The organism is Leptobacterium flavescens (assembly GCF_010671605.1).
GTDB lineage: Bacteria > Bacteroidota > Bacteroidia > Flavobacteriales > Flavobacteriaceae > Leptobacterium > Leptobacterium flavescens.
Genome location: NZ_JAABOO010000001.1, coordinates 631,905 through 654,612, shown reverse-complemented (window position 1 = coordinate 654,612; position 22,708 = coordinate 631,905). Strand labels below are relative to the sequence as shown.

The 22,708-nt window shown below is 40.2% G+C and carries 24 protein-coding genes; 5 read left to right on the top strand and 19 right to left on the bottom strand.

Features of this window, described 5'->3' with window-relative positions; genetic code table 11:
• The first annotated feature begins 27 nt into the window (after positions 1-27).
• Complete coding sequence (gene kynU / locus GWK08_RS02990; protein WP_163605419.1) at positions 28-1,299, top strand: kynureninase; 1,272 nt, start codon at positions 28-30, stop codon at positions 1,297-1,299.
• 14 nt (positions 1,300-1,313) lie between these two features.
• On the opposite strand, the gene GWK08_RS02985 is transcribed toward kynU, so the two are convergent.
• Positions 1,314-2,024: a pirin family protein gene (locus GWK08_RS02985; protein WP_163605418.1), complete on the bottom strand. Its 711-nt coding sequence runs from the start codon at positions 2,022-2,024 to the stop codon at positions 1,314-1,316.
• An 11-nt stretch (positions 2,025-2,035) separates the two neighbouring features.
• Complete coding sequence (locus GWK08_RS19350) at positions 2,036-2,896, bottom strand: AraC family transcriptional regulator (protein WP_163605417.1); 861 nt, start codon at positions 2,894-2,896, stop codon at positions 2,036-2,038.
• A gap of 131 nt (positions 2,897-3,027) precedes the next feature.
• Here GWK08_RS19350 and GWK08_RS02975 point away from each other — a divergent pair, with 131 nt between their 5' ends.
• A complete protein-coding gene (locus GWK08_RS02975) occupies positions 3,028-4,185 on the top strand; it encodes an MFS transporter (RefSeq protein ID WP_163605416.1) in 1,158 nt (385 codons plus the stop codon).
• 2 nt (positions 4,186-4,187) lie between these two features.
• On the opposite strand, the gene GWK08_RS02970 is transcribed toward GWK08_RS02975, so the two are convergent.
• Positions 4,188-4,856 (bottom strand): hypothetical protein, encoded by a 669-nt coding sequence (locus GWK08_RS02970; protein WP_163605415.1) that lies wholly within the window; start codon positions 4,854-4,856, stop codon positions 4,188-4,190.
• Positions 4,857-4,996: 140 nt separating this feature from the next.
• Between GWK08_RS02970 and GWK08_RS02965 the strand changes: the two genes are divergently transcribed.
• A complete protein-coding gene (locus GWK08_RS02965) occupies positions 4,997-5,545 on the top strand; it encodes a ClpP family protease (RefSeq protein ID WP_163605414.1) in 549 nt (182 codons plus the stop codon).
• 75 nt (positions 5,546-5,620) lie between these two features.
• Here the strand turns inward: GWK08_RS02965 and GWK08_RS02960 are convergent, their stop codons facing one another.
• The 5 genes from GWK08_RS02960 to GWK08_RS02940 form a co-directional block, all read right to left on the bottom strand.
• Positions 5,621-5,983: a cupredoxin domain-containing protein gene (locus tag GWK08_RS02960; protein WP_163605413.1), complete on the bottom strand. Its 363-nt coding sequence runs from the start codon at positions 5,981-5,983 to the stop codon at positions 5,621-5,623.
• A gap of 64 nt (positions 5,984-6,047) precedes the next feature.
• Positions 6,048-6,593 carry a carboxymuconolactone decarboxylase family protein gene (locus GWK08_RS02955; protein WP_163605412.1) on the bottom strand — a complete coding sequence of 182 codons (546 nt, stop codon included), beginning with the start codon at positions 6,591-6,593 and terminating at the stop codon, positions 6,048-6,050.
• 209 nt (positions 6,594-6,802) lie between these two features.
• On the bottom strand, positions 6,803-7,561 hold the full coding sequence (locus GWK08_RS02950) for an SDR family oxidoreductase (protein WP_163605411.1): 759 nt from the start codon (positions 7,559-7,561) through the stop codon (positions 6,803-6,805).
• A gap of 75 nt (positions 7,562-7,636) precedes the next feature.
• Complete coding sequence (locus GWK08_RS02945) at positions 7,637-8,020, bottom strand: DoxX family protein (RefSeq protein ID WP_163605410.1); 384 nt, start codon at positions 8,018-8,020, stop codon at positions 7,637-7,639.
• An 86-nt stretch (positions 8,021-8,106) separates the two neighbouring features.
• A complete protein-coding gene (locus tag GWK08_RS02940) occupies positions 8,107-8,955 on the bottom strand; it encodes a helix-turn-helix domain-containing protein (protein ID WP_163605409.1) in 849 nt (282 codons plus the stop codon).
• A gap of 360 nt (positions 8,956-9,315) precedes the next feature.
• Here GWK08_RS02940 and GWK08_RS02935 point away from each other — a divergent pair, with 360 nt between their 5' ends.
• Positions 9,316-10,665, top strand: coding sequence for an FAD-dependent oxidoreductase (locus GWK08_RS02935; RefSeq protein WP_163605408.1), 1,350 nt, complete (start codon positions 9,316-9,318; stop codon positions 10,663-10,665).
• Between the two features lie 54 nt (positions 10,666-10,719).
• On the opposite strand, the gene GWK08_RS02930 is transcribed toward GWK08_RS02935, so the two are convergent.
• Both GWK08_RS02930 and GWK08_RS02925 read right to left on the bottom strand, forming a co-directional pair.
• Positions 10,720-11,499 (bottom strand): zinc ribbon domain-containing protein, encoded by a 780-nt coding sequence (locus GWK08_RS02930; RefSeq protein WP_163605407.1) that lies wholly within the window; start codon positions 11,497-11,499, stop codon positions 10,720-10,722.
• Between the two features lie 3 nt (positions 11,500-11,502).
• Positions 11,503-12,597: a Nif3-like dinuclear metal center hexameric protein gene (locus GWK08_RS02925; protein WP_163605406.1), complete on the bottom strand. Its 1,095-nt coding sequence runs from the start codon at positions 12,595-12,597 to the stop codon at positions 11,503-11,505.
• 45 nt (positions 12,598-12,642) lie between these two features.
• Here GWK08_RS02925 and lpxK point away from each other — a divergent pair, with 45 nt between their 5' ends.
• Positions 12,643-13,683 (top strand): tetraacyldisaccharide 4'-kinase, encoded by a 1,041-nt coding sequence (gene lpxK, locus GWK08_RS02920; RefSeq protein WP_163605405.1) that lies wholly within the window; start codon positions 12,643-12,645, stop codon positions 13,681-13,683.
• A gap of 77 nt (positions 13,684-13,760) precedes the next feature.
• Here lpxK and GWK08_RS02915 read toward each other — a convergent pair whose 3' ends face one another.
• The 9 genes from GWK08_RS02915 to GWK08_RS02875 form a co-directional block, all read right to left on the bottom strand.
• Positions 13,761-15,968 (bottom strand): response regulator, encoded by a 2,208-nt coding sequence (locus GWK08_RS02915; RefSeq protein ID WP_163605404.1) that lies wholly within the window; start codon positions 15,966-15,968, stop codon positions 13,761-13,763.
• Between the two features lie 26 nt (positions 15,969-15,994).
• Complete coding sequence (gene gap / locus GWK08_RS02910) at positions 15,995-16,996, bottom strand: type I glyceraldehyde-3-phosphate dehydrogenase (RefSeq protein WP_163605403.1); 1,002 nt, start codon at positions 16,994-16,996, stop codon at positions 15,995-15,997.
• Between the two features lie 38 nt (positions 16,997-17,034).
• A complete protein-coding gene (gene lipA / locus GWK08_RS02905) occupies positions 17,035-17,910 on the bottom strand; it encodes a lipoyl synthase (protein WP_163605402.1) in 876 nt (291 codons plus the stop codon).
• Between the two features lie 49 nt (positions 17,911-17,959).
• Positions 17,960-19,174: an Nramp family divalent metal transporter gene (locus GWK08_RS02900; protein WP_163605401.1), complete on the bottom strand. Its 1,215-nt coding sequence runs from the start codon at positions 19,172-19,174 to the stop codon at positions 17,960-17,962.
• On the bottom strand, positions 19,171-19,740 hold the full coding sequence (locus GWK08_RS02895) for an RNA polymerase sigma factor (protein WP_163605400.1): 570 nt from the start codon (positions 19,738-19,740) through the stop codon (positions 19,171-19,173). The genes GWK08_RS02900 and GWK08_RS02895 overlap by 4 nt, the downstream gene beginning before the upstream one ends.
• A complete protein-coding gene (locus GWK08_RS02890) occupies positions 19,731-20,843 on the bottom strand; it encodes a glycosyltransferase (protein WP_163605399.1) in 1,113 nt (370 codons plus the stop codon). Before GWK08_RS02890 ends, GWK08_RS02895 begins: the two co-directional genes overlap by 10 nt.
• Positions 20,844-20,859: 16 nt before the next feature.
• Positions 20,860-21,066, bottom strand: a complete 207-nt coding sequence (locus GWK08_RS02885; RefSeq protein ID WP_163605398.1) for a membrane or secreted protein — start codon at positions 21,064-21,066, stop codon at positions 20,860-20,862.
• A gap of 79 nt (positions 21,067-21,145) precedes the next feature.
• Positions 21,146-21,919 (bottom strand): anti-sigma factor, encoded by a 774-nt coding sequence (locus tag GWK08_RS02880; RefSeq protein ID WP_163605397.1) that lies wholly within the window; start codon positions 21,917-21,919, stop codon positions 21,146-21,148.
• Positions 21,916-22,476, bottom strand: a complete 561-nt coding sequence (locus GWK08_RS02875) for an RNA polymerase sigma factor (RefSeq protein ID WP_163605396.1) — start codon at positions 22,474-22,476, stop codon at positions 21,916-21,918. The genes GWK08_RS02880 and GWK08_RS02875 overlap by 4 nt, the downstream gene beginning before the upstream one ends.
• Positions 22,477-22,708: the final 232 nt, after the last annotated feature.

Genomic DNA, 22,708 nt, shown 5'->3' with positions numbered 1-22,708 from the left:
TGCTTATTTTTGAAAAAAAATGAAGGAATGCAATTTCAAAATACGCTTCAATTTGCCAGAGAACTGGATCAGGAAGATATACTACACAAATACAGAGATGAATTTCACTTTCCAAAAGTAAACGATAAACAGGTTATTTATTTTACAGGTAATTCCCTTGGGCTGCAACCCAAACGTACCGAAGCTTTCGTAACCGATATTATGAGGGATTGGAAAGAACTGGCAGTGGAAGGGCATTTTTATGCAGATAAACCCTGGTGGGATTATCACGAGCGTCTGGCTGCACCCCTGTCAAGAGTAGTAGGGGCAAAGACCGAAGAAGTAACGGTAATGAATACACTTACGGTAAACCTTCATTTGCTTATGGTTTCCTTTTACCGCCCGGAAGGGAAGCGGTATAAGATCCTTTGTGAAGAGAAAGCGTTTCCTTCAGATCAGTATATGTTAGCCAGTCAGGTGCGTTTTCACGGATTTGACCCTAAAGATGCGATCGTGGAAGTTAAAAAAAGAGAAGGGGAGAATTTCTGGAGAACCGAAGATATCCTGGCTAAAATTGAAGAAATAGGAGATGAACTTGCCCTTGTACTCATAGGGGGAGTGAATTATTATAACGGGCAGGTTTTTGACATGAAAACCGTTACCGAAGCCGGGCATAAGGCCGGAGCTATGGTAGGCTGGGACCTGGCCCATGCTGCCGGAAATATTAAAATGGAACTTCACGACTGGAATGTCGATTTTGCTGCCTGGTGCAGTTATAAATATATGAATTCGGGGCCCGGGAATGTTTCCGGGGCTTTTGTACACGAAAAACACCTGGGAAAAAAAGATATCCCGCGCTTTGAAGGCTGGTGGGGCCATAATAAAGAAAGGCGCTTTTTAATGGAACCCGAGTTTGATCCTATGCCGAATGTAGAGGCCTGGCAATTAAGTAATGCCCCTGTAATGGCTATTGCACCTTATCTGGCATCCCTCGAGCTTTTTGACGAGGTAGGAATGGATGCGCTGGTTCAGAAAAGAGATCGCCTCACAGCTTATCTGGAATTCGTTCTTCGGGAAATAGATAAGGAGGTAAGCAGTAGTTTTGAAGTGATCACTCCTGCAGACAGGGCCTGTCAGCTTTCAGTTTTCCTCCACGGAGAAGGAAGGCCGCTTTTTGATTACCTGATGAAGCAAGGCGTAATTACAGACTGGAGGGAACCTAACGTAATACGGCTGGCGCCGGCACCTTTTTACTGTTCTTTTGAGGATATGTATCGTTTTGGCCAGATCCTGAAAGAGGGGATAATTTCCGGAAAATAGAGGAAAGCACCGGACTAATTCATCGGAACTTCCATAAGCAATACCTGACTGTCGGTATCTGCCTTGATATGTAAGGAACTGATCCCGCTTATGCCCATTCCATCTCTTTTGTTCAGTTGCTGCTGATCGATGCTGAGATCACCTTCAAGGACAAAAATATAAACTCCGGTATCCCTGCCTTTTAGTTCGTATTTAATTTCCACACCTTTATCGATTTCCGAAAGGTGAAACCAGGCATCCTGATTAATGGTTACCCCGCTCTCGTTTTTATCGGGAGATACGATCTGCTGTAACTTATTATGACGGTCTTCCACCCGTAGGCTGATCTGGTCATAGGAAGGAGTTACATCCCTTTCTTTGGGAAATACCCAGATCTGCAGAAAACGTACTTCTTTATCTTTGTTTTTGTTGTACTCACTATGATAGATACCACTACCGGCAGTCATGGCCTGTACATCACCTTCTTTTATAACGGTAGTGTTCCCAAGACTGTCTTTATGTTCGAGGTCGCCGTGAAGCGGAATGGAAATGATCTCCATATTATCATGAGGGTGTTTCCCGAAACCCATACCCGGTGCCACGATGTCGTCATTCAATACCCTTAACAAGCCGAAACTCATTCTTTCCGGATTATAATAGTTGCCAAAACTAAAGCTGTGCCTGCTTTGAAGCCAGCCAAAATTTACGTTCCCTCTGCTGTCTGCCTTGTGTATTACGGTTTTCATTTTGTTTTAATTTAAATTGCTTTGACCTGATTTTTTAGATATTCTGAGGGAGAGACTCCCTTATTCCTCCGGAATTGCTTTGTAAAATAGGAGGGGTCGTTATATCCGCATTTATACATTACTTCAGATACGGTGCATCCGCCTTTGTCAAAGAAAGCTGCAGCTTTTCTGATCCTGAATTCATTGATAAACTGGGTGAAGGTTTTATGAGTGGTCTTTTTAAATAACCTGCAAAACGAATTGGTGGTCAGCCCGACGATCTTTGCTATTTCTGCCGTACTGATCTCTTTGTGATAGGCAGTGTTTACATATTCAAAAGCTTTGTTGATTCGTTCCGCATCCCTGCGTTTATAGGAAGCGATAATATCTTCTTCCTTAACCGCTTCAAAGGCGGTACTTTTCGAGAGGGTGTGCAGGATCCCGAAAAAACCGATAAGCCTTTCTGCATGGGAAGCTGTTCTAAGGCCTTCAAAACACTCTGTAAGTTCCTCCTTAACCGACGGATGAAAAATAATTCCCCTGCGGGAACGCTCCATCAGATCAGGGATACAAGAGAATTCGGGAAAGAGCATGATCTTATCTTTTATAAAATCCTCTCCAAACTGTATCACTACTTCCAGCCGATCCTTAAAATCGGTATTCCCGAACGGCATATGCGGAGTATTGGGCCCCAGAAAGAGCAATACCCCGTCCTCATAATCGGAATTGTACTTATCGATCTGCAGGTTCCCGCGACCGTTTTTAATGTACACGATCTCATACTCCGGATGAATATGCCAGTCTACACTGTAACAATCCGAATGAATATCGAAAACACGTAGTTTAAAAGAAGTGTCTTCGGTAAGCTCTATTTTCTCAAATTCCGGTTTCACTTAGGTAAATTTAACCTAAAAAAGAGAGAAATTCATAAATTTTGAATAATTAGTCTTAATCTTGGAATAAATAACTCTAATATCCCCACCCGATAATCTTTTACTTTGTTTATTGTACGACAGATAGTTATATGAATGCGTTAAAACTTATACTTACCCGTCTGCGGTATTTTGCTCCGGCCTGGGTTTTTGCTTCTCTGAATATTATGACCGGTACCTGGGTACTTTATATTCCTGAGATCAAAAACAAACTGGCAATCGATGACGGGCAGCTGGGGATAGCTCTTTTTTGCTTTGCTCTGGGAACATTAACACTGATTCCTTTTGCTTCCCGTATTATCTCAAAAGCGGGAGTAGGAAGGGCTACCGCTGTAGGAGTTGTGTTCTATGCACTGATATTTCTGTTACCTGTACTTGCAAACAACTACTTTCTTTTATGTGTTTCCCTTTTTCTGACCGGCGGCGCTTCCGGATTTACCGATATTGCTATGAATGCCCTGGTTTCTGATATTGAACAGGAAGACGAAGTTAGTTTTATGTCGGCATCTCATGGTTTTTTCAGCCTAGGAGGAGTGTTGGGAGCTGGAATAGGGAGTTTGCTTATTCTTAATTTCAGGATCCCTTTTATTCATATGCTCTATGCTGCAATTTTTGTGGTACTCACAAACCTGCTGGTATGCAAAGCCTATATCAAAATACGGAGTAGGGAAGTGGAACGGGAAAAGAATCCTTTTCAATTTAAATTACTGAGACCTTTGGTGGGCTTGATGATCATTGCGCTGATAATTATGGGAAGTGAGGGAGCAATAGAGCACTGGAGTAAACTGTATCTGCTGGATATTGTACAGGTCTCTTCGGAGAAAACAGCAGGTTTCGGGTTTGTGGCTTTTTCTGCTACGATGACCACCGGACGTTTTCTGGGTGATATGGTGAGTAAAAACTACGGAGCGTTCAAAATAATAATAGCGGGTTGCCTTATTGCAATGCTGGGATATGGCTTTGTCCTTACCGAAGCATTGTATTTTAGCTTATTTGGTTTCGGAATGGTTGGCCTCGGCTTTTCGGTAATTATCCCGGAATTGTTCCGCCTGGCAGGAAAGACAGACGGAGTTTCCTCATCCGAAGGGATATCTTTTGTTGCCGGTTTTGGCTATATAGGATTTTTGTCAGGCCCTGTTATTCTAGGGTTTTTATCAGAATTATCCAGCCTCCGGCTTAGTTTTTCGGCACTGCTTGTTGCTGCGGCGATTGCTATGATCACCACATTTATGATCAGAAAAAGAAAGTAAAACTACTTTACCTGAATATTGGTAAAGTAAAGTTTCCAGTTCCCGCTTTCGCGATTATAAACCGTAGCCAGTTTTAATCCGTTGTGCTCTTCATAGTTTTCCCAGGTAGTGGTAAGAGAAGGCTCTGGAGCATTCCCTTTTCTGAAAACCCATTCCTTTAGAAGGTAATCATCTCCGAAGTAAAAATCATAAGCATCACCGGGGGTATACCCACCTTCATTATTGTAAACGATGGTTAACTTATGCATAGTTGTCTTGGCGATAGGCGCTTCTGCCTCTTCTGTGTATTCATGGGTAATCCCTTTGTCCCAGATCAGGTTAAAAGGAGCCAGTAACCAGTATTTATCATTTATAAAACCTCTGTCGGCATTGGTGGTCAGACTGTCAACATTAGCTCTGTTATAGGAAACGGTATCCTGAGCGGTTTTCAGGATCACATCGTTGGTTTTTGGTTTCCAGGTCCAGTTTCTCTCAAAATGAGAAGAATCGCGATCAACATTGAAAGAGAATTGGATCTCTTCAACATTTTTCCAGTTCTCATACCCGTGGGCATACGCTACTTTTTCCAGGATAGTAAGTTCTTTTTCTACCTTTTTTTCTTCGTTTTTGGTTTCTGTTTTACAGCTGAAAAATAAAACCGATAAAACAAAGATGGCTGCTACTCTTTTCATGAGAATTTATTTTTGAATAAAGATACAGCATTAAGCTGCTGTTGTTAAAATAAATACGCTTTTTTTATATTTTATGGGAATATTGTGAATATTTTAATCAAATAAATTTCTATATTTCGTTTGTAAACAAATACGAACTTATGAAAGTCAAAAAAAATAAAATCCAGGATAAAATAGATGAAAAACTTCTGGAGGAACGCAAGGTGTTCCTTTGGGGGCAGGTTGATGATGATTCTGCAAAACACGTTATCGACAGGTTATTGTATCTGGATATGGTCAGTAATGATGAAATACAGTTGATCATAAACAGCCCGGGAGGATATGTAACTTCGGGTTTTGCCATTTACGACACTATTAAATCCTTAAAAAGCCCGGTTTCTACCATTTGTACAGGTCTGGCCGCTTCTATGGGATCTATTTTACTGTCTGTAGGGAAGAAGGGAAGACGTTTTATCTACCCTCATGCGAGAGTAATGATCCATCAGCCGAGTGGCGGAGCCAGAGGACAGGCATCCAATATTGAGATCCAGGCCCGGGAGATCGTAAAGACCCGTGAACTGGGAGCAAAGATCCTGTCGGAGAACTGCGGACAAAGTGCTGAGAAGGTGATGAAAGATTTTGACCGGGATTACTGGATGGGAGCGGAGGAATCTGTAGAATACGGAATTGTAGACGGTATCCTGTCTTAAAGAGAAAAATATATTTAAAAGCAAAAAAGCCCTGACATTGTCAGGGCTTTTTGCCATTAATCATGAAAAACATTCTTACTTAACGATCAATGTATATTGAGGGGTTGGGTTTAGAGGGCAGAAATAAACATACTCTCCTTTTTTCAACGTCACCTTCTTAGTAGACTCGGTTTTTCCTGTAGCTACTGGCTTTGTTACATAAGCATTCTTAATGTGGTTCGCCTGATCAGTTTTACCTTTTGGCGCTAATACAAAACCTACATTGTGACCTACACCTGTGTTAGAAATTTCAAAAACATAAGTTCCTTCGGAAAGAGTGATTTGTTTCTGAGTGAACTCTCCTTTAGTTTGTTCTAAGGAAACAGTTTTTATTTCCTGTGCAGATACATTACTTGCAAAAGCAAATACAAAAGCGATAACTACTAATAATTTTCTCATTTTAATTTTAGAATTTTAGATATTTATATTTAATTGTCAATTGAATTAAGCGGCGTAAATCTGATTAAACAGTTTGTGCCAATGGTTGAGCTTCCGGGAAGTCAACAGGAACCTGAGTTGTTCTGTGCAGGTAGTTGCTGATAGTTTTATCACCTACCAATGAAATTACATCAACAAGGTTTCCTTTAGAGTAACCTGCATTGAAGAAATTCTCGATTACAGATGCTTCAGTTGCTCCTCTGTTTTCAGTAACATTTTTAGCTAGTTTAGCCAAAGCGTCAAGTTTGTTGTCGAATGAAGCTTGTCCTCCTCTTAGTTCAAGGATTTGCTCATCTGTAAAACCGTTCATTTTTCCGATCGCAGTATGAGCAGAAAGACAGTACACACAGTTGTTAACCTGGCTAACGGCTAAGTTTACTACTTCTTTTTCTTTAGTAGAAAGTGAAGTCTTTGCGTTGGCAAAGTTTAAATAGTTTTCAAGTGCAGTTTCAGAATACGCATAAGTAGCGTAGATATTTGGTACGAAACCAAGACCTTTTTCAAGGTTGTCAAAAATTTGCTGATTATTTGCGCTTACTTCTTCTCTTGTTGGAACATTAAATGTGCTCATAATTTATTTCTTTAAAATTGTTAATGATCTTTATTTTTTAATTTGAATCTTACTTGTTTCAAATTGATGGTACAAAGATGCGACCAATACAAGCCTGAGAAAATGTATCTTTTTCCCGACCACTTGTCAATTTTTCCCTTTGGAAGAAAAACTCAATAAAAAAAGCCCTTACCGGGAGGTAAAGGCCTTGTTTTTATATTTTTTACTGCCTATAAAGCGCTGATACTGATCCCGCCGTCGGCAACAATATTCTGTCCTGTAATATAAGAAGAGCGATCCATAGCCAGAAATGCTATGATATTTGCCATTTCTTCTGCTTCAGCAACCCGTTGAAGCGGTGTTCTGTTTATAATGTGTTCTATACGTTCTTTTTGTTCAAAAACCGGAGCGGCCAGGGGAGTCCTGGTATACCAGGGCGAAATTGCATTAACCCTGATATTGTGCTTTGCCCATTCAACAGCCAGACTTCGGGTCTGTTGTAAAAGACCGGCCTTGGCCATGGCATAGGGACTTCCCGAACGCACATCCTGACTTGCCGCTACTGATGCAACATTAATGATAGATACATTTTTACCCTTTAAAAGAAGCGGATAGAGCTTCCTGTTAAGCTCGAATGGCGCAATCAGGTTAATATTGAGGATCTTTCGGTATTCATCTTCCGAATAGTCCGTAGCATCTTTCCTGATATTTATTCCTGCATTGTGAACAACAATATCCAGAGCAGGATATTTTTCCGTTACAGCTTTTACAAGCCGGTCCTGATCTTCACTGCTGGAAACATCACCTTTAACACCCATGGCCTGAAAACCGCTGTTCTGCAATTCTTCTTCAAAAGATTGTATATCGTTTTCATTTCTGGCCGTAAAAATAACATTGGCTCCAAGCGACAGGAACTCCAGTACGGTAGCCTTCCCAATGCCTTTAGTCCCACCCGTTACCAGGGCGGTTTTATTTTTCAGATTCCACATAAGATAGAGCTTTAAATAAAAAAGTGCCTTTCGATTTCAAAAGGCACTCAAGATATATATTATTATTCTAATATTTTACAATTTTTCACCGATTACGGGAATTTGTTTTCTGTATAGCCAGAGAAGGATAGCCCCCATAATAAAGGTTCCTATCGCCATTCCGAATAAAGTTCCTCCGTCTCCTTTAACCTCAATACCGATGGAGGTAAGGTGCATGATAATAGCTCCTGCAAGGATCCCTATTACCAGAGTTGCTCCTAACCAAACGGTTCTTGGAATAAGTAATAAGATGGCTGCGATCAGTTCTGTAACACCAATACCTATTCTACCTACCGGTTCCAAACCTACCTGACTGAAAATAAAAACACTGTCGGGATGTGCTGTAAACTTAAAACGAAGGGTCTGAATAAGGATAACTGCTACTACGATTCTTAGAATTAATGGAAAGTATTTCTTCATGATCATTTGTTTTGAATGTTTTTCTAACACTTAGTCGACAATATGTTAAAATCATTTCTGCCCTGTTAAAAAAACTTTCTAATGTTTTAGTTCTCAATAGCTTCCTTCTGAAGGCTCCCTTTGAATTCTACCGGGGATACGCCCGAATGTTTTTTAAATAGCCTGCTGAAATGGGAAGCATCTTCAAAGCCAAGCTCGAATGCAATTTCCTTGGCCGATTTTTCCGTATAGAACAAAAGACGCTTAGCCTCGAGGATAATGCGGTCATGAATGATCTGTAACGGACTCTTACCATAACCCGAAAAACTGTTGGAAAGGGTTTTGGGAGATTTGTTCATCTTCCCGGCATAGAAAGCCACGTTATGCGATTCTTTATAATGAGTATCGACCAGTAAATTAAACTGCCGGATCGTTTCTGTTTTGGCATCGTAGGTTTTCCCCAGGCCTGCCTTGGATTTTACGATCCTTGTGGTTTTAATAATAAACCTGGCCATCAACATTCTGAGCATTTCTGCCTGTATATTGTCTGCGGTCTCCAGTTCCTCCAGAAAAACTTTGTGTAGCGTCTGGAAACTCTCTATCTCGTCCTTATTGAGATCGATAATAGGTATCACCGAATTCCCGTAAAAAAGGATCCCTACACAACTTACTTCTTTGTCGTGATCCTTAATGCAGTAAAACTCCCGGTTAAATTGGTAAACGGTGGCATTACCACCACTCAGATATTTAAAGTACTGTATATTGGTAAGGGCGATAATTTGATTGGGTTGCACTGTAAACGGGATACTGTCTACGATGATCTCTATAGGCTCGTCTTTAGCCCAGATAAAGGTAAAAAGGTCTAATTGACTGGATTTTGAATAGGGTTCCAGTAATTCCTCATTTCCGATTTTGAGAATTGCCTGTGTTGTAAATTCGGTGAAGGTTTTCGTCATGTTATATCAGTCCGCTTTAACAAGTTAAAATTACAAATTAGTTATAAGATAATACCTCTTTCGGAAGGTTCCATAAAAAAACCCTTTGCCGTGAAGCAAAGGGCGAGTAGTGAAAATATATAGACGCATTATGCGGATTGTCCTTTATCTTATATACGGTAAGACGATTTACTTTGGATTTCATTACATCGAAAAATGATTTTTTTGTTTACGCCCAGACAAAAGCGAAAGCTATTTTGAAAACCAAAAGAAGGTACAAATTGCCCTAATAAGAGGGTAAAATGCCGGTTACTTCTGGTTTAAATTTCTTATTTTTGATACAGTCAGTTCCCGCCGTGGCGAGACTCTTTTTTACATCTTATGCATACACCTAAAAAAATTGCAATAGTAGGTAGCGGATTGGTTGGTTCTCTGCTTGCGGTTTACCTCAGAAAACGGGGGCACGAAGTAGATATATTCGACAGAAGACCCGATATCAGGAACATAGAATTTTCAGGAAGGTCCATCAACCTGGCTATTTCTACCCGGGGCTGGAAGGCCTTAGATAGGGTTGGAATCGGGGATGAGATCCGAAAAATTGCCATCCCGATGAATAAGAGGGCTATTCATGTTCTCGATGAACCCATGTATTTTCAGTTTTACGGAAAGGAAGGCGAAGCAATCTATTCGACCTCGAGGGGTATGCTGAACAGAAAGATGATCGACCTGGCTGAGCAGGAAGGTGCCCGGTTTATTTTTGAGTCCAAGGTTTGGGATGTTACACTTCCCGAAGCTACACTTCATGTGGGCGACGGACCTAAAGAGGCCTGGGAAAACCATCAATACGATATGATCTTTGGTGCCGATGGGGCTTTCTCTCGCGTACGTCACAGGATGCAGAGAAGAAGCCGCTTCGATTATTCCCAGAAATTCCTGGATACAGGCTATAAAGAGCTGACAATCCCTCCCAATACCGATGGAAGCCATAAACTGGAGAAGAACTCACTTCATATCTGGCCACGGGGAAGGTTTATGCTCATTGCCCTGCCTAATCTGGACGGAAGCTTTACCTGTACGCTGTTTATGCCTTTTGAAGGAGAGAATTCCTTTGAAAGCCTGAAAACAGAAGAAGAAGTACAAAGCTTCTTTGAAAAGCATTTTCCGATCATCCTGGAGGATATTCCCAACCTGATGAAGGATTTCTTTAAAAACCCCACGAGTTCGTTGGTAACTATGAAATGTTTTCCCTGGACCTATTGGGATAAAGTAGCCCTGGTAGGCGATTCTGCCCATGCTATTATTCCGTTCTACGGACAGGGAATGAATGCTGGCTTTGAAGATATAAGTGTGTTGGACGATCTGATCGATATTTACGGAGACGATTGGGAAACCATCTTCAGGCAATACGAATTACAGAGAAAACCCAATACAGATGCGATAGCTGAGCTGAGCTACAGGAACTTTGTGGAGATGAGCAGTAAGACGGCCGATAAAGAATTTTTGCTGAGAAAGAAGATAGAAAAGTGGTTTTCCGGAAAACATCCGGATAAATGGTTACCTGTGTACAGCAGGGTAACATTTTCAGATCAGCCTTATTCAGAAGCTTTGCAGATAGGAGACCGTCAGGCAAAGATCATGGATGAGATAATGAAGATCCCGGAAATAGAGGATAATTGGAACAGCAGAGAGGTAGAAGAAAAGATACTGGAACTAGTTAAGATATCAGATTAATAAAAAACCCTGACAATGTTGTCAGGGTTTTTATTTTTTATGCTTTTCGACTGCTTATAGCGAAGAAAATAATTGTTCCATTTTTTCCTTTTCCTCATCAGCAAGGATAGGATCTACAAGGATCCTTCCGCTATGCTCGTCGGTAATGATCTTTTTCCTTGCGGCAATTTCCATTTGTATCTGAGGTGGGATGGTAAAGAAAGATCCTCCGGATGCACCACGCTCAATAGCTACAACTGCAAGTCCGTTCTTTACGTTCTGTCTGATACGCTTATAAGCGGAAACCAGTCTTTCCTCGATAAGCTTTTCAAACTCTTCAGATTTGTCCATCAGTGCCTTCTCTTCCTTTTCAGTTTCGGCCATAATAGCATCTAATTCACCTTTTTTGTGTTTTAGATGACTTTCACGCTCTGATAAACGTTCTTTGGTTTGCGCAATAACTTCTTTTTTCTGCTCGATCTGAACTTTGTATTCCTTGATGTTCTTTTCTGCTAACTGGATCTCAAGTTCCTGATATTCGATCTCCTTGCTCAAAGAATTGAATTCTCTGTTGTTTCGAACATTCTTCTGCTGCTCAGTATATTTTTTGATCAGCGCTTTTGCTTCTTCTATTAAATTCTTTTTACTGGCAATTTCGTGATTAAGATTGTCTAAATCATCAACTAATTTATCCAAACGGGTTTTTAAACCTTCCACTTCATCTTCAAGGTCTTCTACTTCTAAAGGTAATTCACCTCTCACATTTCGTATTTCGTCTACTCTAGAATCTATTAATTGCAGATCGTATAATGCTCTTAACTTCTCTTCAACGGTAGCTTCTGTTTTCTTTGCCATATATTAAAAATACTTGATAGGATTCGTTATGCTGTCTGATAAAATGATTGCAAAATTATGAATTTTTTCCTTAAGATACTCAACTAAAAGGTTTTTTGTAAACTGCTCTGTCTCGAAGTGGCCAATATCGGCAATGATCATTCTGTTTTCCGCCTGAAAAAACTGATGATATTTCACATCTGCAGTAACAAAAATATCTGCACCGGCACCCTTTGCATTCTCAATGGCAAAAGCCCCGCTGCCTCCCAGAACTGCTACCTTTTTAATGTCTTTGCCAAGGAAGGCCGAATGCCTGATACCTCCTGCATTCATTTTCTCTTTGAGGAATTTCATAAAATCCTTTTCATTCATCGCCTCACTCAGTTCTCCGATCATTCCCATTCCTATATGCTGATTCGTATTTTCCAGTGTCGTCACTTCATACGCTACTTCCTCATAGGGATGATGGTCCGATAATGCCTTTAAAACCCTACTTTCGCTGTGTTTCGGGAAGGTAATACCAATACGGACCTCATTTTCATATTGGGTAACTCCTTTGGAGCCCACTACCGGATTGGAATCTTCATTTCCTTTAAAGGTTCCTGTTCCGCTTACGTTAAAGCTGCATTGATCGTAATTACCGATATTCCCGGCACCCGCTTCAAAGAGTGCAGCACGAAGGGTTTCGGCATCTTTTTCCGGGACAAAAGTTACAAGCTTTTTGATCGTTCCTTTTTGAGGGATAAGTATTTTTCGGTTAATGAGGTTGAGCTCGTCACAGATGCGTGCATTTACACCCTTAAAAGAATTGTCGAGGGCCGTATGCATGGCGTAAATGGCAATATTGTTCTGAATAGCTTTGATGACCACCCTCTCAACATAGTTGCGCCCTGTTATTTTCTTAAGGCCCGAAAAAATAATGGGATGGAAGCTAACGATCATATTGCAATCTTTTTTTATAGCCTCATCTACTACATTTTCCAGGGTATCCAGGCTAACCAGTACATTGGTGACCTTTGTGCCGGAATTACCTACCAGCAGACCTACATTATCGAAATCTTCGGCATAGGAGAGGGGAGAGAACTCTTCTATGAGTTCAATGACATCTTTAACTATCATTTATATAATTTTTATTCAAAGATAAAATATTATACTTTCGCCTTTATGTCGGTTGTTCGAAAATTACTTTTCCCCTTTTCATTCCTGTATGCATTGATAGTCCGGGTGAGGAACCTTATGTACGATTACGGGATCTTTAAATCTGTTACATATGATTTTCCGCTTATATGTGTGGGGAACCTCAGTGTGGGAGGAACCGGAAAGACCCCTATGATAGAATATCTTATCCGTTTGCTGAAAGACGAACACAAAGTAGCAAGCCTGAGCAGGGGGTATAAACGAAAGACCAAAGGATTTTTACTGGCGGATCCGGATACGAGAATGGAAGATATAGGGGATGAACCCTTTCAATATCATCACAAGTACAACAATATCCGAGTGGCGGTAGATGCCGACCGGGTTAACGGGATCTCAGAACTGATGAAATTGCAGGACCCTCCGGAAGTAATTTTACTGGATGATGCATTTCAGCACAGGAGGGTAAAAGCAGGCCTGAACATCATGCTTACGGTCTTTGATGAGCTGTATACAGACGATTGGATGCTACCCATGGGGAATTTAAGGGATTCGCGCAAGGAATCTGCCAGAGCCGATATTATTATTGTAACCAAATGCCCTGCAGATTTTTCACCTGAGCAAAAAGAAAGGGTTTTAAGGAAAATAAAGCCTGAAAAGGGACAAAAGGTCTTTTTTACAGGGATCCGTTATGAAAAAGAGGTTATTTCAGGAGACAGAAGCCTGAGCTTTGATTCGCTGACCGAAAAGAACTTCAGTCTTGTAACGGGTATTGCCAGGCCCTCTTACCTGGTAAAGTACCTCAAAAGCCGGGGATTAAAGTTTGAACACCTGAATTTTAATGATCACCACCACTTTTCAGATAAAGAGATAGATGAACTCAATAAAAAGGAAATGATCATTACTACCGAAAAAGATTATGTGCGGCTGTCCGGCAGGGTGGACAGGCTTTATTACTTACCTATAAAAGTAGATTTTCTCTTCGGGGAAGAACAGGAGTTTACAACCCTTGTAGCCGGGTTTATAAAAGATAAAAGCGGAGTTGAGAACCCCGCTTTTAATTCTAACTAACTAACTCAAAACTTTTATCTATAAGAACGTTGTTTACACGTTACTTAGCTCTTATCAATATCCGTGCCAAAGTTAGTTTATATGTTTACTTCTATATTTTTTAGAATGTTATTTCCGATCTTTTCGTAAAAAGTTTCCGGTTTGAAAGGTTTGGTAATTACATCATTACATCCTGCTTCGTAGAAATCGTCTGTATTCTCATCCAGGGAAATTGCCGTAAGGGCAATGATCGGAACCTTTTTATTGAACTTTCTGATCTCTTTGGTGGTTGTAAGTCCGCTTATACCCGGCATATGAATATCCATCAGGATAGCGTTGTACACAGGGCTTTTTGCCTTTTCTATAGCTTCGTAACCATCATTGGCGATATCGCAGGTCATTCCTTTCTTCACCAGCATCTTTTTGGTGATCACCTGGTTAATCTTGTTATCCTCAACAACCAGTAAATGCATGTTCTCGAAGAATTCGTCTTTTACTTCTATCTTGGTTTCCTCTACAGGAGGTTTTTCTTCAATTGCAGGAATATCGAAGTAAATATCGAACATAAAGGTACTTCCTTTACCTAACTCACTTTCAAGCTTGATCTCAGAATCGAAAAGACTGAGCAGGCTTTTTACGATCGTTAGTCCAAGTCCGGTACCACCGTATTTTCTGTTGATCTGAATAGATCCCTGAGCAAAACTTTCAAAAATAGTGTCCTGTAATTCCTTGGAAATACCTATTCCGTTGTCCTGTACCTCAAAATGAATACCCACTTTTTCATCTTCATTGTTAACCAGCCCGGCTGCTACATTAATTTTCCCGTTATGGGTGAATTTCGAAGCGTTCCCGATAAGGTTGATCAGGATCTGAGATAGTTTAAGCGGATCTCCCAGGAGTTCCTTAGGTAATTTCCTGTCTATATTCAGATCAATAGTATTGTTGTTCTCCTTGGCGGTCTGATGAAGAGAATCGACCACATCTTTCAATACCTTCTTCAAGTTGAAAGGTATTTTCTGAACAGAAAGCTTTTTGGCTTCTATCTTGTTGATCTGAAGGATATCGTTAATAAAGTTCAACAAGTATTCCCCTGAGAACTTTAAGGATTTTAAATGCTCTTTCTGACTCTCACTCGGATTTTCTTCGAGCAGGAGGTGAGTAAGCCCTGTAACCGCGTAGAGCGGAGTCCTTAACTCGTGACTCACGGTAGAAAGGAACTGACCCTTGGCCTGCATGGCCCTTTCCGCTTCATCTCTTGCCGTTTCAAGCTCCAGGTTCTTCTTTAACAAAAGATCGTTGGTCTTGAACTTGATCTGGTTGTTTCTGTACAGAGAGATGGTCAGTAACGAAATAATGATCAGTAAGGCCGAACTCAATACAGAGGTTAGTTTAGACATATTTACCTGCTGCTGCTGTTCTGCATTTTCGTTTTGCAGTTGCCTTGTCATACGCTTTAAGAAAGCCAGCTCCTGATTTTCTGTTTCAGCCGTATTAGCAAGGACAATCCTTCCGGGATTTAAAATATTATGTTCTATTTTCTCAGCTTCCGTAAGATGGTAAAAAGCCTTTTTAAAATCGCCTTCCGCCTCAAATATATTCGAAAGCATACGGTGATTCTCCTTTTTTAACTTCGGAAAATCCCTTGAATTACTGATCTTTAATGAATTTGCGGCATAAGTGCCTGCTTCTTCGTACTCTCCCTCGTTAAAGTAGATCTCCGATAAATAGGTCAGTACACGCGACCGGAGATAATACTTTTCGTATTTGTCTGCAAAAGGGGAGAGGTTTTCAAAGATATTTTTTGCCTGTTCGAAGTCTTTTCTCTTAAAATGCACTATCCCTTCATAAAAAGCCAGCCTGTTCAATGCGGCCTTATCCCTTTTCTTCAGCTCCCCCTTTGTTTCCCTCAGAAGGGTAATAGCTTCATAGAACTGTTTCCGTTCTGCAAGCAGTTCGGATCTAAGGCCTTTGGCAATAACATTACCCCTGGGGTATTTCTGCCTTGTGAGTCTGAGATCGGAAATGTTGAGGTACTGATCTGCGAAATTGTATTTTTCAAAACTGATATCCAGCTGCGCATTCAGATTGTAGCAGTCTACACGATACATATCATCGTCCAGGGAATCTGCCAGAGCTTCGGCCTTTTCGAGAAGTTTTTTTGCATTATCGAATTTTACTTTATTCTTCTGATAATACACTTTCCGGAGAAGGTCGTTGATACTATCTTTCATAGCATCAGTGTCTTGCGCATGGGCCACGGAAGAACACACGAATAACAATAAAAGATGTGCGAGACAACGTTTCATAGGTCAAGTTTAATCCATAAATATAGTTATTTCTGTGAAATGTAGTCGATTAAATCGATAATTCTACAACTATATCCGACCTCATTATCGTACCAACCGATGATTTTCACCATTTTTCCAATCACCGAAGTCATTTGAGAATCGAAGGTACAGGAATAACTATTATTAATAATATCTATAGATACAATGGGGTCTTTTGTATAAGCGAGAATGTCTTTTAACGGTCCTTCTGAGGCTTTTTTAAAGGCCGAATTCACTTCCTCTATGGTGGTGGTGTTTTTTACATTAAATGTAATATCGGTGAGCGAACCATCCGGTACGGGGACTCTTATTCCGCATCCCCCGATAACATCTCCCAACTCAGGGAATATTTTTGTCAGCGCCTTTGCCGCACCCGTAGTGGTGGGAACTATCGATAAAGAAGCCGCTCTGGCCCTTCTGAGATCCCTGTGGGGCTGATCGTGAAGGCTTTGATCTGTGGTATAGGAGTGTATGGTTGTAATATAAGCTTGCTCTATTCCGCAAAGCTCATCGATCACCTTGATCATAGGGGCTGCATTGTTGGTCGTACAGGAAGCATTGGAGATAATATCCTCATTTCCTGTTAAAATGTCCTCATTAACCCCTAAAACCACCATTTTAATGCTGTCATCTGCCGGTGGAACACTCAGGATCACCTTTCCGCCACCGTTTTTAACATGATGCTGCAGTTCTTCCCGGGTTTTGAATTTTCCGGAGGCTTCAACTACCATATCTATATCAAAGGGGGTCCAATCTATGTTTTTGGGATGATCTTCATTCAGGACCTTTACTTTCCGGTCCCCGATAATTATTTCATCAGCTTCAAAACCAATATCATTTTTCAGCACTCCGTGAATACTGTCGTATTTTAACAGGTGACTGAGTGTAGCTGTATCTGCGAGGTCATTGATAACAACGACTTCTATATTCGGATGGTCGATAAGTAAACGAAATAAGGTTCTTCCGATCCTTCCGAAACCATTAATGGCTATTTTGATTTTTTTCATGTTGGAGGTAAGGTAAACAGATCTCGGTAAATGGAAGTTTATTCGATATGTTTGTGAGCTTTGTAAGAAGATCTTACCAGAGCACCGCTTTCAACATGTCTGAATCCCATTTCCAAACCGATGTTTTCGTATTTTTTAAACTGATCGGGGGTAATAAACTCTTTTACCGGCAGGTGTTTCTTCGAAGGTTGAAGATACTGACCTATGGTTACCACATCTACATTTACGCTTCTCAGGTCCTCCATGGTCTGTATAACTTCTTCTTCCAGTTCCCCTAAACCGAGCATGATACCCGATTTTGTACGGTTTATCCCCTGATCTTTCAAATATCTTAACACCTCAAGGCTTCGATCGTATTTGGCCTGTATCCTTACTTCACGGGTCAGACGCCTTACGGTTTCCATATTGTGAGACACCACTTCGGGAGCAACTTCCACGATACGGTCTATATTGCGTTCCACTCCCTGAAAATCAGGAATAAGGGTTTCCAGCGTTGTATTCGGATTCATTCTTCGGATAGCCCTTACCGTTTCGGCCCAGATGATAGATCCCATGTCTTTCAGATCATCTCTGTCTACCGAAGTAACCACGGCGTGTTTGATATTCATTATTTTGATAGAGCGCGCTACTTTTTCCGGTTCTTCCCAGTCTACCGTTTCCGGTCTTCCGGTCTTAACTCCGCAAAAACCACAGGAACGGGTACAGATATTTCCCAGAATCATAAAAGTTGCAGTACCTTCTCCCCAACATTCTCCCATATTCGGGCAACTTCCGGAAGTACAGATGGTGTGGAGCTTATATTTATCTACCAATCCTCTTAATTCCGTGTATTTTTTACCTGTGGGTAGTTTAACCCTTAACCATTTGGGTTTCCCCTTAAGAGGCTCTTTGGCTGTAACTGTTTCTACGCTCATTGCATGTTTTTAGAAAAGCAAAGATACAAACTAATCTCTTAAAAAAAGCCTAGAGTGTTGTTATGTACCAAATACTAAATACCAATAAAAACAGTATTCCCAGAATACTTATTGTTTTTAGCAGAAGACCGGGTCTCCACTCCTTTGGTGTATGCTTTGAAGTAATAAGCTTGTAATTGATGATGGCATAGAAAGGTGCCGTTATAAAGGACAGAATGGTGGCAATATCTACCAGTAATTTCATTTCTGAGAGGAAAAACACAAAAATGGCAATGGTTCCGAATACCAATACCATCATCCAGAAAATAAAACTGTGTTTTACGAGCTTTCCGAATAACAGTTTGGATATATGTGCCATAGCCCTTGGAGAAGCATCCAGGGTGGTTATGGTGGTACTGAACATGGTGGTAAAGGCTGCCAGTGCAATAAAGATATAAGTACCTTCGCCCAGGTTACTGGTATAAAGGCTGATCAGCTGACCGGAAAAAGCCGAAGCACTATTGCTAAAGGTCTCTCCCGAATTAAACATTACAAGGGCTCCCAGCGATACAAAACATACTCCCAGGATAATAGTACCGATATAACCGATATTAAAATCGAGGAGGGAACTTTTGATATCGTAGTTTTTTACTGTCTTCTTTTTTTCTATGGCCCATAAGGAGTGCCATACCGATATATCGAGAGGAGCCGGCATCCAGCCCATAAATGCTATTAAAAAGGAGACTTCTATAGCACCTTCGGGCAATACCTGTTTAAAACTGTAAGCGGCATCCGAATTAAAAGCCGCTATAATTACAGCGGTAATTGTACTGATGGTCAGGGCTATGATGATGAATTTGATAAGATTATCCAGGAGTTTGTACTTTCCGACAAGGAGAATAAAGAGACATACAAAAGTGATGATCGTACTCCAGACCACAACATTATCCGTAATTCCGAAAAGATTTACGGCCAGACCGGCTGTTACAATGGTAACGGCAGTTTGAATGGCAAACATGGTAGCGAATGTGAGGATAAAATATGCGATGATCACCCATTTCCCCATCTTTTTATAACCGTCAAGAAGACTTTCTCCGGTTGCCATGGCATATCTCGGACCGTATTGAAAGAAGGGGTATTTAAACAAATTTACAAGCAATAAAGCCCAGATCAGACCGAAACCGAAATCAGCGCCTGCCCTGGTACTCTGCACCAGATGGGACACCCCTATAGCAGCTCCGGCAAATAAGAGTCCGGGGCCAAGCTTTTTTAGAAGATTGCTCATTGTTTTTTATTTTGAATGATCTCTGCCAATAATTTTTTAGCTCTCAGCAACTTTACTTTTACGTTATTCAAAGGCTCATCCAGCTCATTTGCAATCTCCTGATAGCTGAGTTCCTGGAAATACCTCAGGTTGATGACCTGCTGGTAATGAGGTTTTAATTTTTTGATATAACGAAGTAATTTTGCCAGGTTTTGCTCTATAATGAGCTTATCTTCGGCGGTAGGAGCATCATCGGCAAGATCGTATACGGCATTGTCCTCCTCCTGAATAGCCTGATTAATAATATTGGATTTTTGCTTCCGTATCAGGTCTATATGAATGTTTTTGGAGATCGTAATGAGCCAGGTCCTGAATTCGTATTTTTCATCAAAACTGTCTATTTTATCAAAAGCCCGGGAAAAAGTCTGAATACTAATGTCTTCGGCATCATTTTCATTGTGGGTCCTGCTAAGCTGAAATCCGTATACATCATTCCAGAAATGATCGAGCAGGAAACTAAATGCCTTTTGGTCTCCTGTTTTAGCTTTTGCTATATTATCCTCAATTAATTGGGGCGTTATCTCCAATGTACTTTTTTTGAAAAACTATTTACGATAAATATAACAAATTGAAACATAATTAGAAATAGCTCCAGCACAGGAATGAACCATTTAAGGGATGTGTCGTGAAGTTTTTTAAAGGAGTTTCCGTAAATAATGAATTGAACTAAAAACCTCAGTACCGCCAGAGAGATCACCAGAATAAGCTGATACTGATACACTAAGAGAATAATAAGTAACAGCCAGAAGAGAAACTGGGAAATATAAAAAAGCCCTAAAAGCATCTTATGAAAAAATTTATAATGCTTTGAAGTAGAAATATGCCTTCTTTTCTGATAAAACCAATTTTTGAAGCTTTTTTCGGCCTCTGAGAGGGTAATACTGCTTTCGGAGAAGGCCAGGGCCGTATTTTCTTTGTGTGCCACTTCTTTAATGAACAGATCGTCATCTCCGCTTTTAACGTGCATATGCTTGATAAAGCCTTTGGCGTTAAAGAATTCCTTTTTGTGATAGGCCAGGTTCCTTCCTACTCCCATATAGGGAATACCGATCCTGGCATAAGAGAAATACTGAATGGCCGTTAAGAGGGTCTCAAACCTGATAAGGGCATTCAGAAAGGATTTTTTTATTCGTTTATAGGGGCTGTACCCCAATACGATGGTTTGATGATCATTGAATTTCCCGGCCATTTCCGATATCCAGATCTCAGAATTGACCTTGCAATCCGCATCCGTAAAGAGGAGATGGTCGTATTTGGCTGCTTTGATACCAAGGGTTAAGGCGTATTTTTTATTTCCCCAGAAAGTCTCATTGCTCTTTACATCCACTACTTTGATAAAAGCGTGTTTTTTAGCAAAATCTTCCATTATTTTGAGGCTGTCATCACTTGAAGCATCGTTAATAAGGACAACCTGGAATTCGGGATAGTTCTGATCTATTATTTTGGGAAGGTTTTCTCTGAGGTTTTCAGATTCGTTCTTGGCACAGATAATTACCGAAACGGGAGGGAGTTTTTTCAGGTTTCGTTTTTTTTCTTCTTTGTAAAAGGCAAAAGACCTGAATATTCCCAAAAAGTAAATAAGCTGAATACCTATAATCGAGATATAAGTGTAGAGTAGTAGTGTAAGCATAGGCGCTTTCTACCGGTTAATTTCCTTGCATTTCTTCTCTTCCGCAAGATTGCTCATCCGGCATTTTTCCACAAAAACCGCAAGCTTGTCCGTCTTTATTAAGAAAAGGGCTCTGACTGGCGCAAGTGCCGGCAAATTTACCGTCCTTCTTGCCCCATATTTTTATAGCGATCCCGGCAAAAGCCAGTCCTATTAATCCTATTGTTAGTAATACTAATTTCATTTACAAATAAACTTTCTACAAAAATATAAAACTTAGCCCAAAGACTAAGTTTTATACTAGAATAATATTAAGTTAAAATTTATTGTTGTTCAAATGAAATATTAGCTACTACATTTTCAGCTGTAGCCTGTTCATTACCGCCTTTGGGTTCTATCGTAATATTGTAACCTGAGGCGTTTTCCTTAAATGGAATAGAAATAAGTTTTTCTTCATTCCTCTTTTTAAGGACACCTAAATTTATCATAACTCCGTCTACTTCTGCCCACATTTGATATACCTGTTCTTCAGGTAGTTCGGGAAGAGAAACCACATCAATCATAGACAATCTTTCTACGGGATTGATATAGGCAACCGTTCTAAGGTTTTTTGCTCTTTGATTTCCTCTTAATACATATTTCCTGGTTTCGGGATTATTAAGGACTACAAACTGATCTTTAATATCCTCTAATTTGGTATTTGTACTAAGTACATCTTCCTTAAGGTTCCTGATCTCGGTAGAGACCATAGAATTTTCTTCAAGCAACAGATTATTCTGTAACCATAACATAATGGTAGTGGTACAGAAAACGATAGCTGCCACACTTGCTGCCACCGAAAACCAATGTATTCTGTGACTGGTAGCTTTTTTGTTTATAGCCTGAAGGACTTGTTCCTTAACTTCCTGTGGTGCAGATACGGAAAAAGATCTTGCATAATTTTCCAAATTATCCTGTAATTCTTCATATTGCCTGCTCACATCAGGATATTTAGAAATATAATGCTCTACCTGAATACTTTCTTCTTCGGTAGTCGAGCCGATCAGATATTTCTCGAGTAGATCGCTCTCTAAAAATATTTTTACATTATCTTTCATATCCAAAACATTAATAATAGCACGATAGGTGCATTAAAAATCTTTCTTAGTTCTCTCAAGCCTATTTTTAATCTCGACTTGACAGTTCCCAGGGGCATATCTAAAGCCTCACTGGCCTCTTGCTGGGTCATCCCCTTAAAAAACAGCGCATCAAGCACTACCTGATATTTTTCATCAAGCGAATCAATATGCTGTTTTACGTCTAGGTGTTCGGGCCTTATGCTATTAACCCCTACACTATATACGTTAGAAACTTCAACTTGGATTTCCTGCTCACTTTTAGTGTTGACACTTCTTATTTTATCGATGGCTGTATTTCGTGTGATCCTGAACAGCCAGGTAAAGAGTTTGGCTTTTTTAGGATCGTAGCTATTTATTTTTCTCCAGACCTTAATAAGACTCTCCTGGAGTACATCTTTGGCGAGGTCTTCATCCTTGGTAACCTTTAAGGCCACCCCGAAAAGCGTGTCTCCATAGTACTCGTATAACAGGCTCATTCCTTTTTCGTCCTGATCCCTTAAAAGCTGGATAATATGTTTTTCCAGTAATTCAGCCATAAAAAAATACGATTAACAAAAATTTATGATGATAAGCACGTCCAAAAGTTTAATACCAGACGTACATACTTGTAACGAAAAACATTCAAATTTATTAATTAAAAAATTAAAACAGCGAAAAAGAAAAAGTTTTAGTAAAAGCTGTGATAAGAACGAAGTTCATTTTGAAATATTGTTAAGTTAAGTAAGTAATAGTATCCATATATCTATGTCGCTTTGACTGATTAAAATA

Coding starts and splice junctions, on each gene's coding strand:
- GWK08_RS02945 (WP_163605410.1), bottom strand. CDS start 8,020: ATGAAGAAATACTTTCCATTAATTCTAAGAATCGTAGTAGCAGTTATC.
- GWK08_RS02940 (WP_163605409.1), bottom strand. CDS start 8,955: ATGACGAAAACCTTCACCGAATTTACAACACAGGCAATTCTCAAAATC.
- GWK08_RS02950 (WP_163605411.1), bottom strand. CDS start 7,561: ATGTGGAATCTGAAAAATAAAACCGCCCTGGTAACGGGTGGGACTAAA.
- GWK08_RS02970 (WP_163605415.1), bottom strand. CDS start 4,856: ATGAAAAGAGTAGCAGCCATCTTTGTTTTATCGGTTTTATTTTTCAGC.
- GWK08_RS02890 (WP_163605399.1), bottom strand. CDS start 20,843: ATGCTTACACTACTACTCTACACTTATATCTCGATTATAGGTATTCAG.
- GWK08_RS02975 (WP_163605416.1), top strand. CDS start 3,028: ATGAATGCGTTAAAACTTATACTTACCCGTCTGCGGTATTTTGCTCCG.
- GWK08_RS02935 (WP_163605408.1), top strand. CDS start 9,316: ATGCATACACCTAAAAAAATTGCAATAGTAGGTAGCGGATTGGTTGGT.
- kynU (WP_163605419.1), top strand. CDS start 28: ATGCAATTTCAAAATACGCTTCAATTTGCCAGAGAACTGGATCAGGAA.
- GWK08_RS02955 (WP_163605412.1), bottom strand. CDS start 6,593: ATGAGCACATTTAATGTTCCAACAAGAGAAGAAGTAAGCGCAAATAAT.
- GWK08_RS02930 (WP_163605407.1), bottom strand. CDS start 11,499: ATGGCAAAGAAAACAGAAGCTACCGTTGAAGAGAAGTTAAGAGCATTA.
- GWK08_RS02985 (WP_163605418.1), bottom strand. CDS start 2,024: ATGAAAACCGTAATACACAAGGCAGACAGCAGAGGGAACGTAAATTTT.
- GWK08_RS02915 (WP_163605404.1), bottom strand. CDS start 15,968: ATGAAACGTTGTCTCGCACATCTTTTATTGTTATTCGTGTGTTCTTCC.
- lpxK (WP_163605405.1), top strand. CDS start 12,643: ATGTCGGTTGTTCGAAAATTACTTTTCCCCTTTTCATTCCTGTATGCA.
- GWK08_RS02925 (WP_163605406.1), bottom strand. CDS start 12,597: ATGATAGTTAAAGATGTCATTGAACTCATAGAAGAGTTCTCTCCCCTC.
- GWK08_RS02875 (WP_163605396.1), bottom strand. CDS start 22,476: ATGGCTGAATTACTGGAAAAACATATTATCCAGCTTTTAAGGGATCAG.
- GWK08_RS02885 (WP_163605398.1), bottom strand. CDS start 21,066: ATGAAATTAGTATTACTAACAATAGGATTAATAGGACTGGCTTTTGCC.
- gap (WP_163605403.1), bottom strand. CDS start 16,996: ATGAAAAAAATCAAAATAGCCATTAATGGTTTCGGAAGGATCGGAAGA.
- lipA (WP_163605402.1), bottom strand. CDS start 17,910: ATGAGCGTAGAAACAGTTACAGCCAAAGAGCCTCTTAAGGGGAAACCC.
- GWK08_RS02965 (WP_163605414.1), top strand. CDS start 4,997: ATGAAAGTCAAAAAAAATAAAATCCAGGATAAAATAGATGAAAAACTT.
- GWK08_RS02900 (WP_163605401.1), bottom strand. CDS start 19,174: ATGAGCAATCTTCTAAAAAAGCTTGGCCCCGGACTCTTATTTGCCGGA.
- GWK08_RS02960 (WP_163605413.1), bottom strand. CDS start 5,983: ATGAGAAAATTATTAGTAGTTATCGCTTTTGTATTTGCTTTTGCAAGT.
- GWK08_RS02880 (WP_163605397.1), bottom strand. CDS start 21,919: ATGAAAGATAATGTAAAAATATTTTTAGAGAGCGATCTACTCGAGAAA.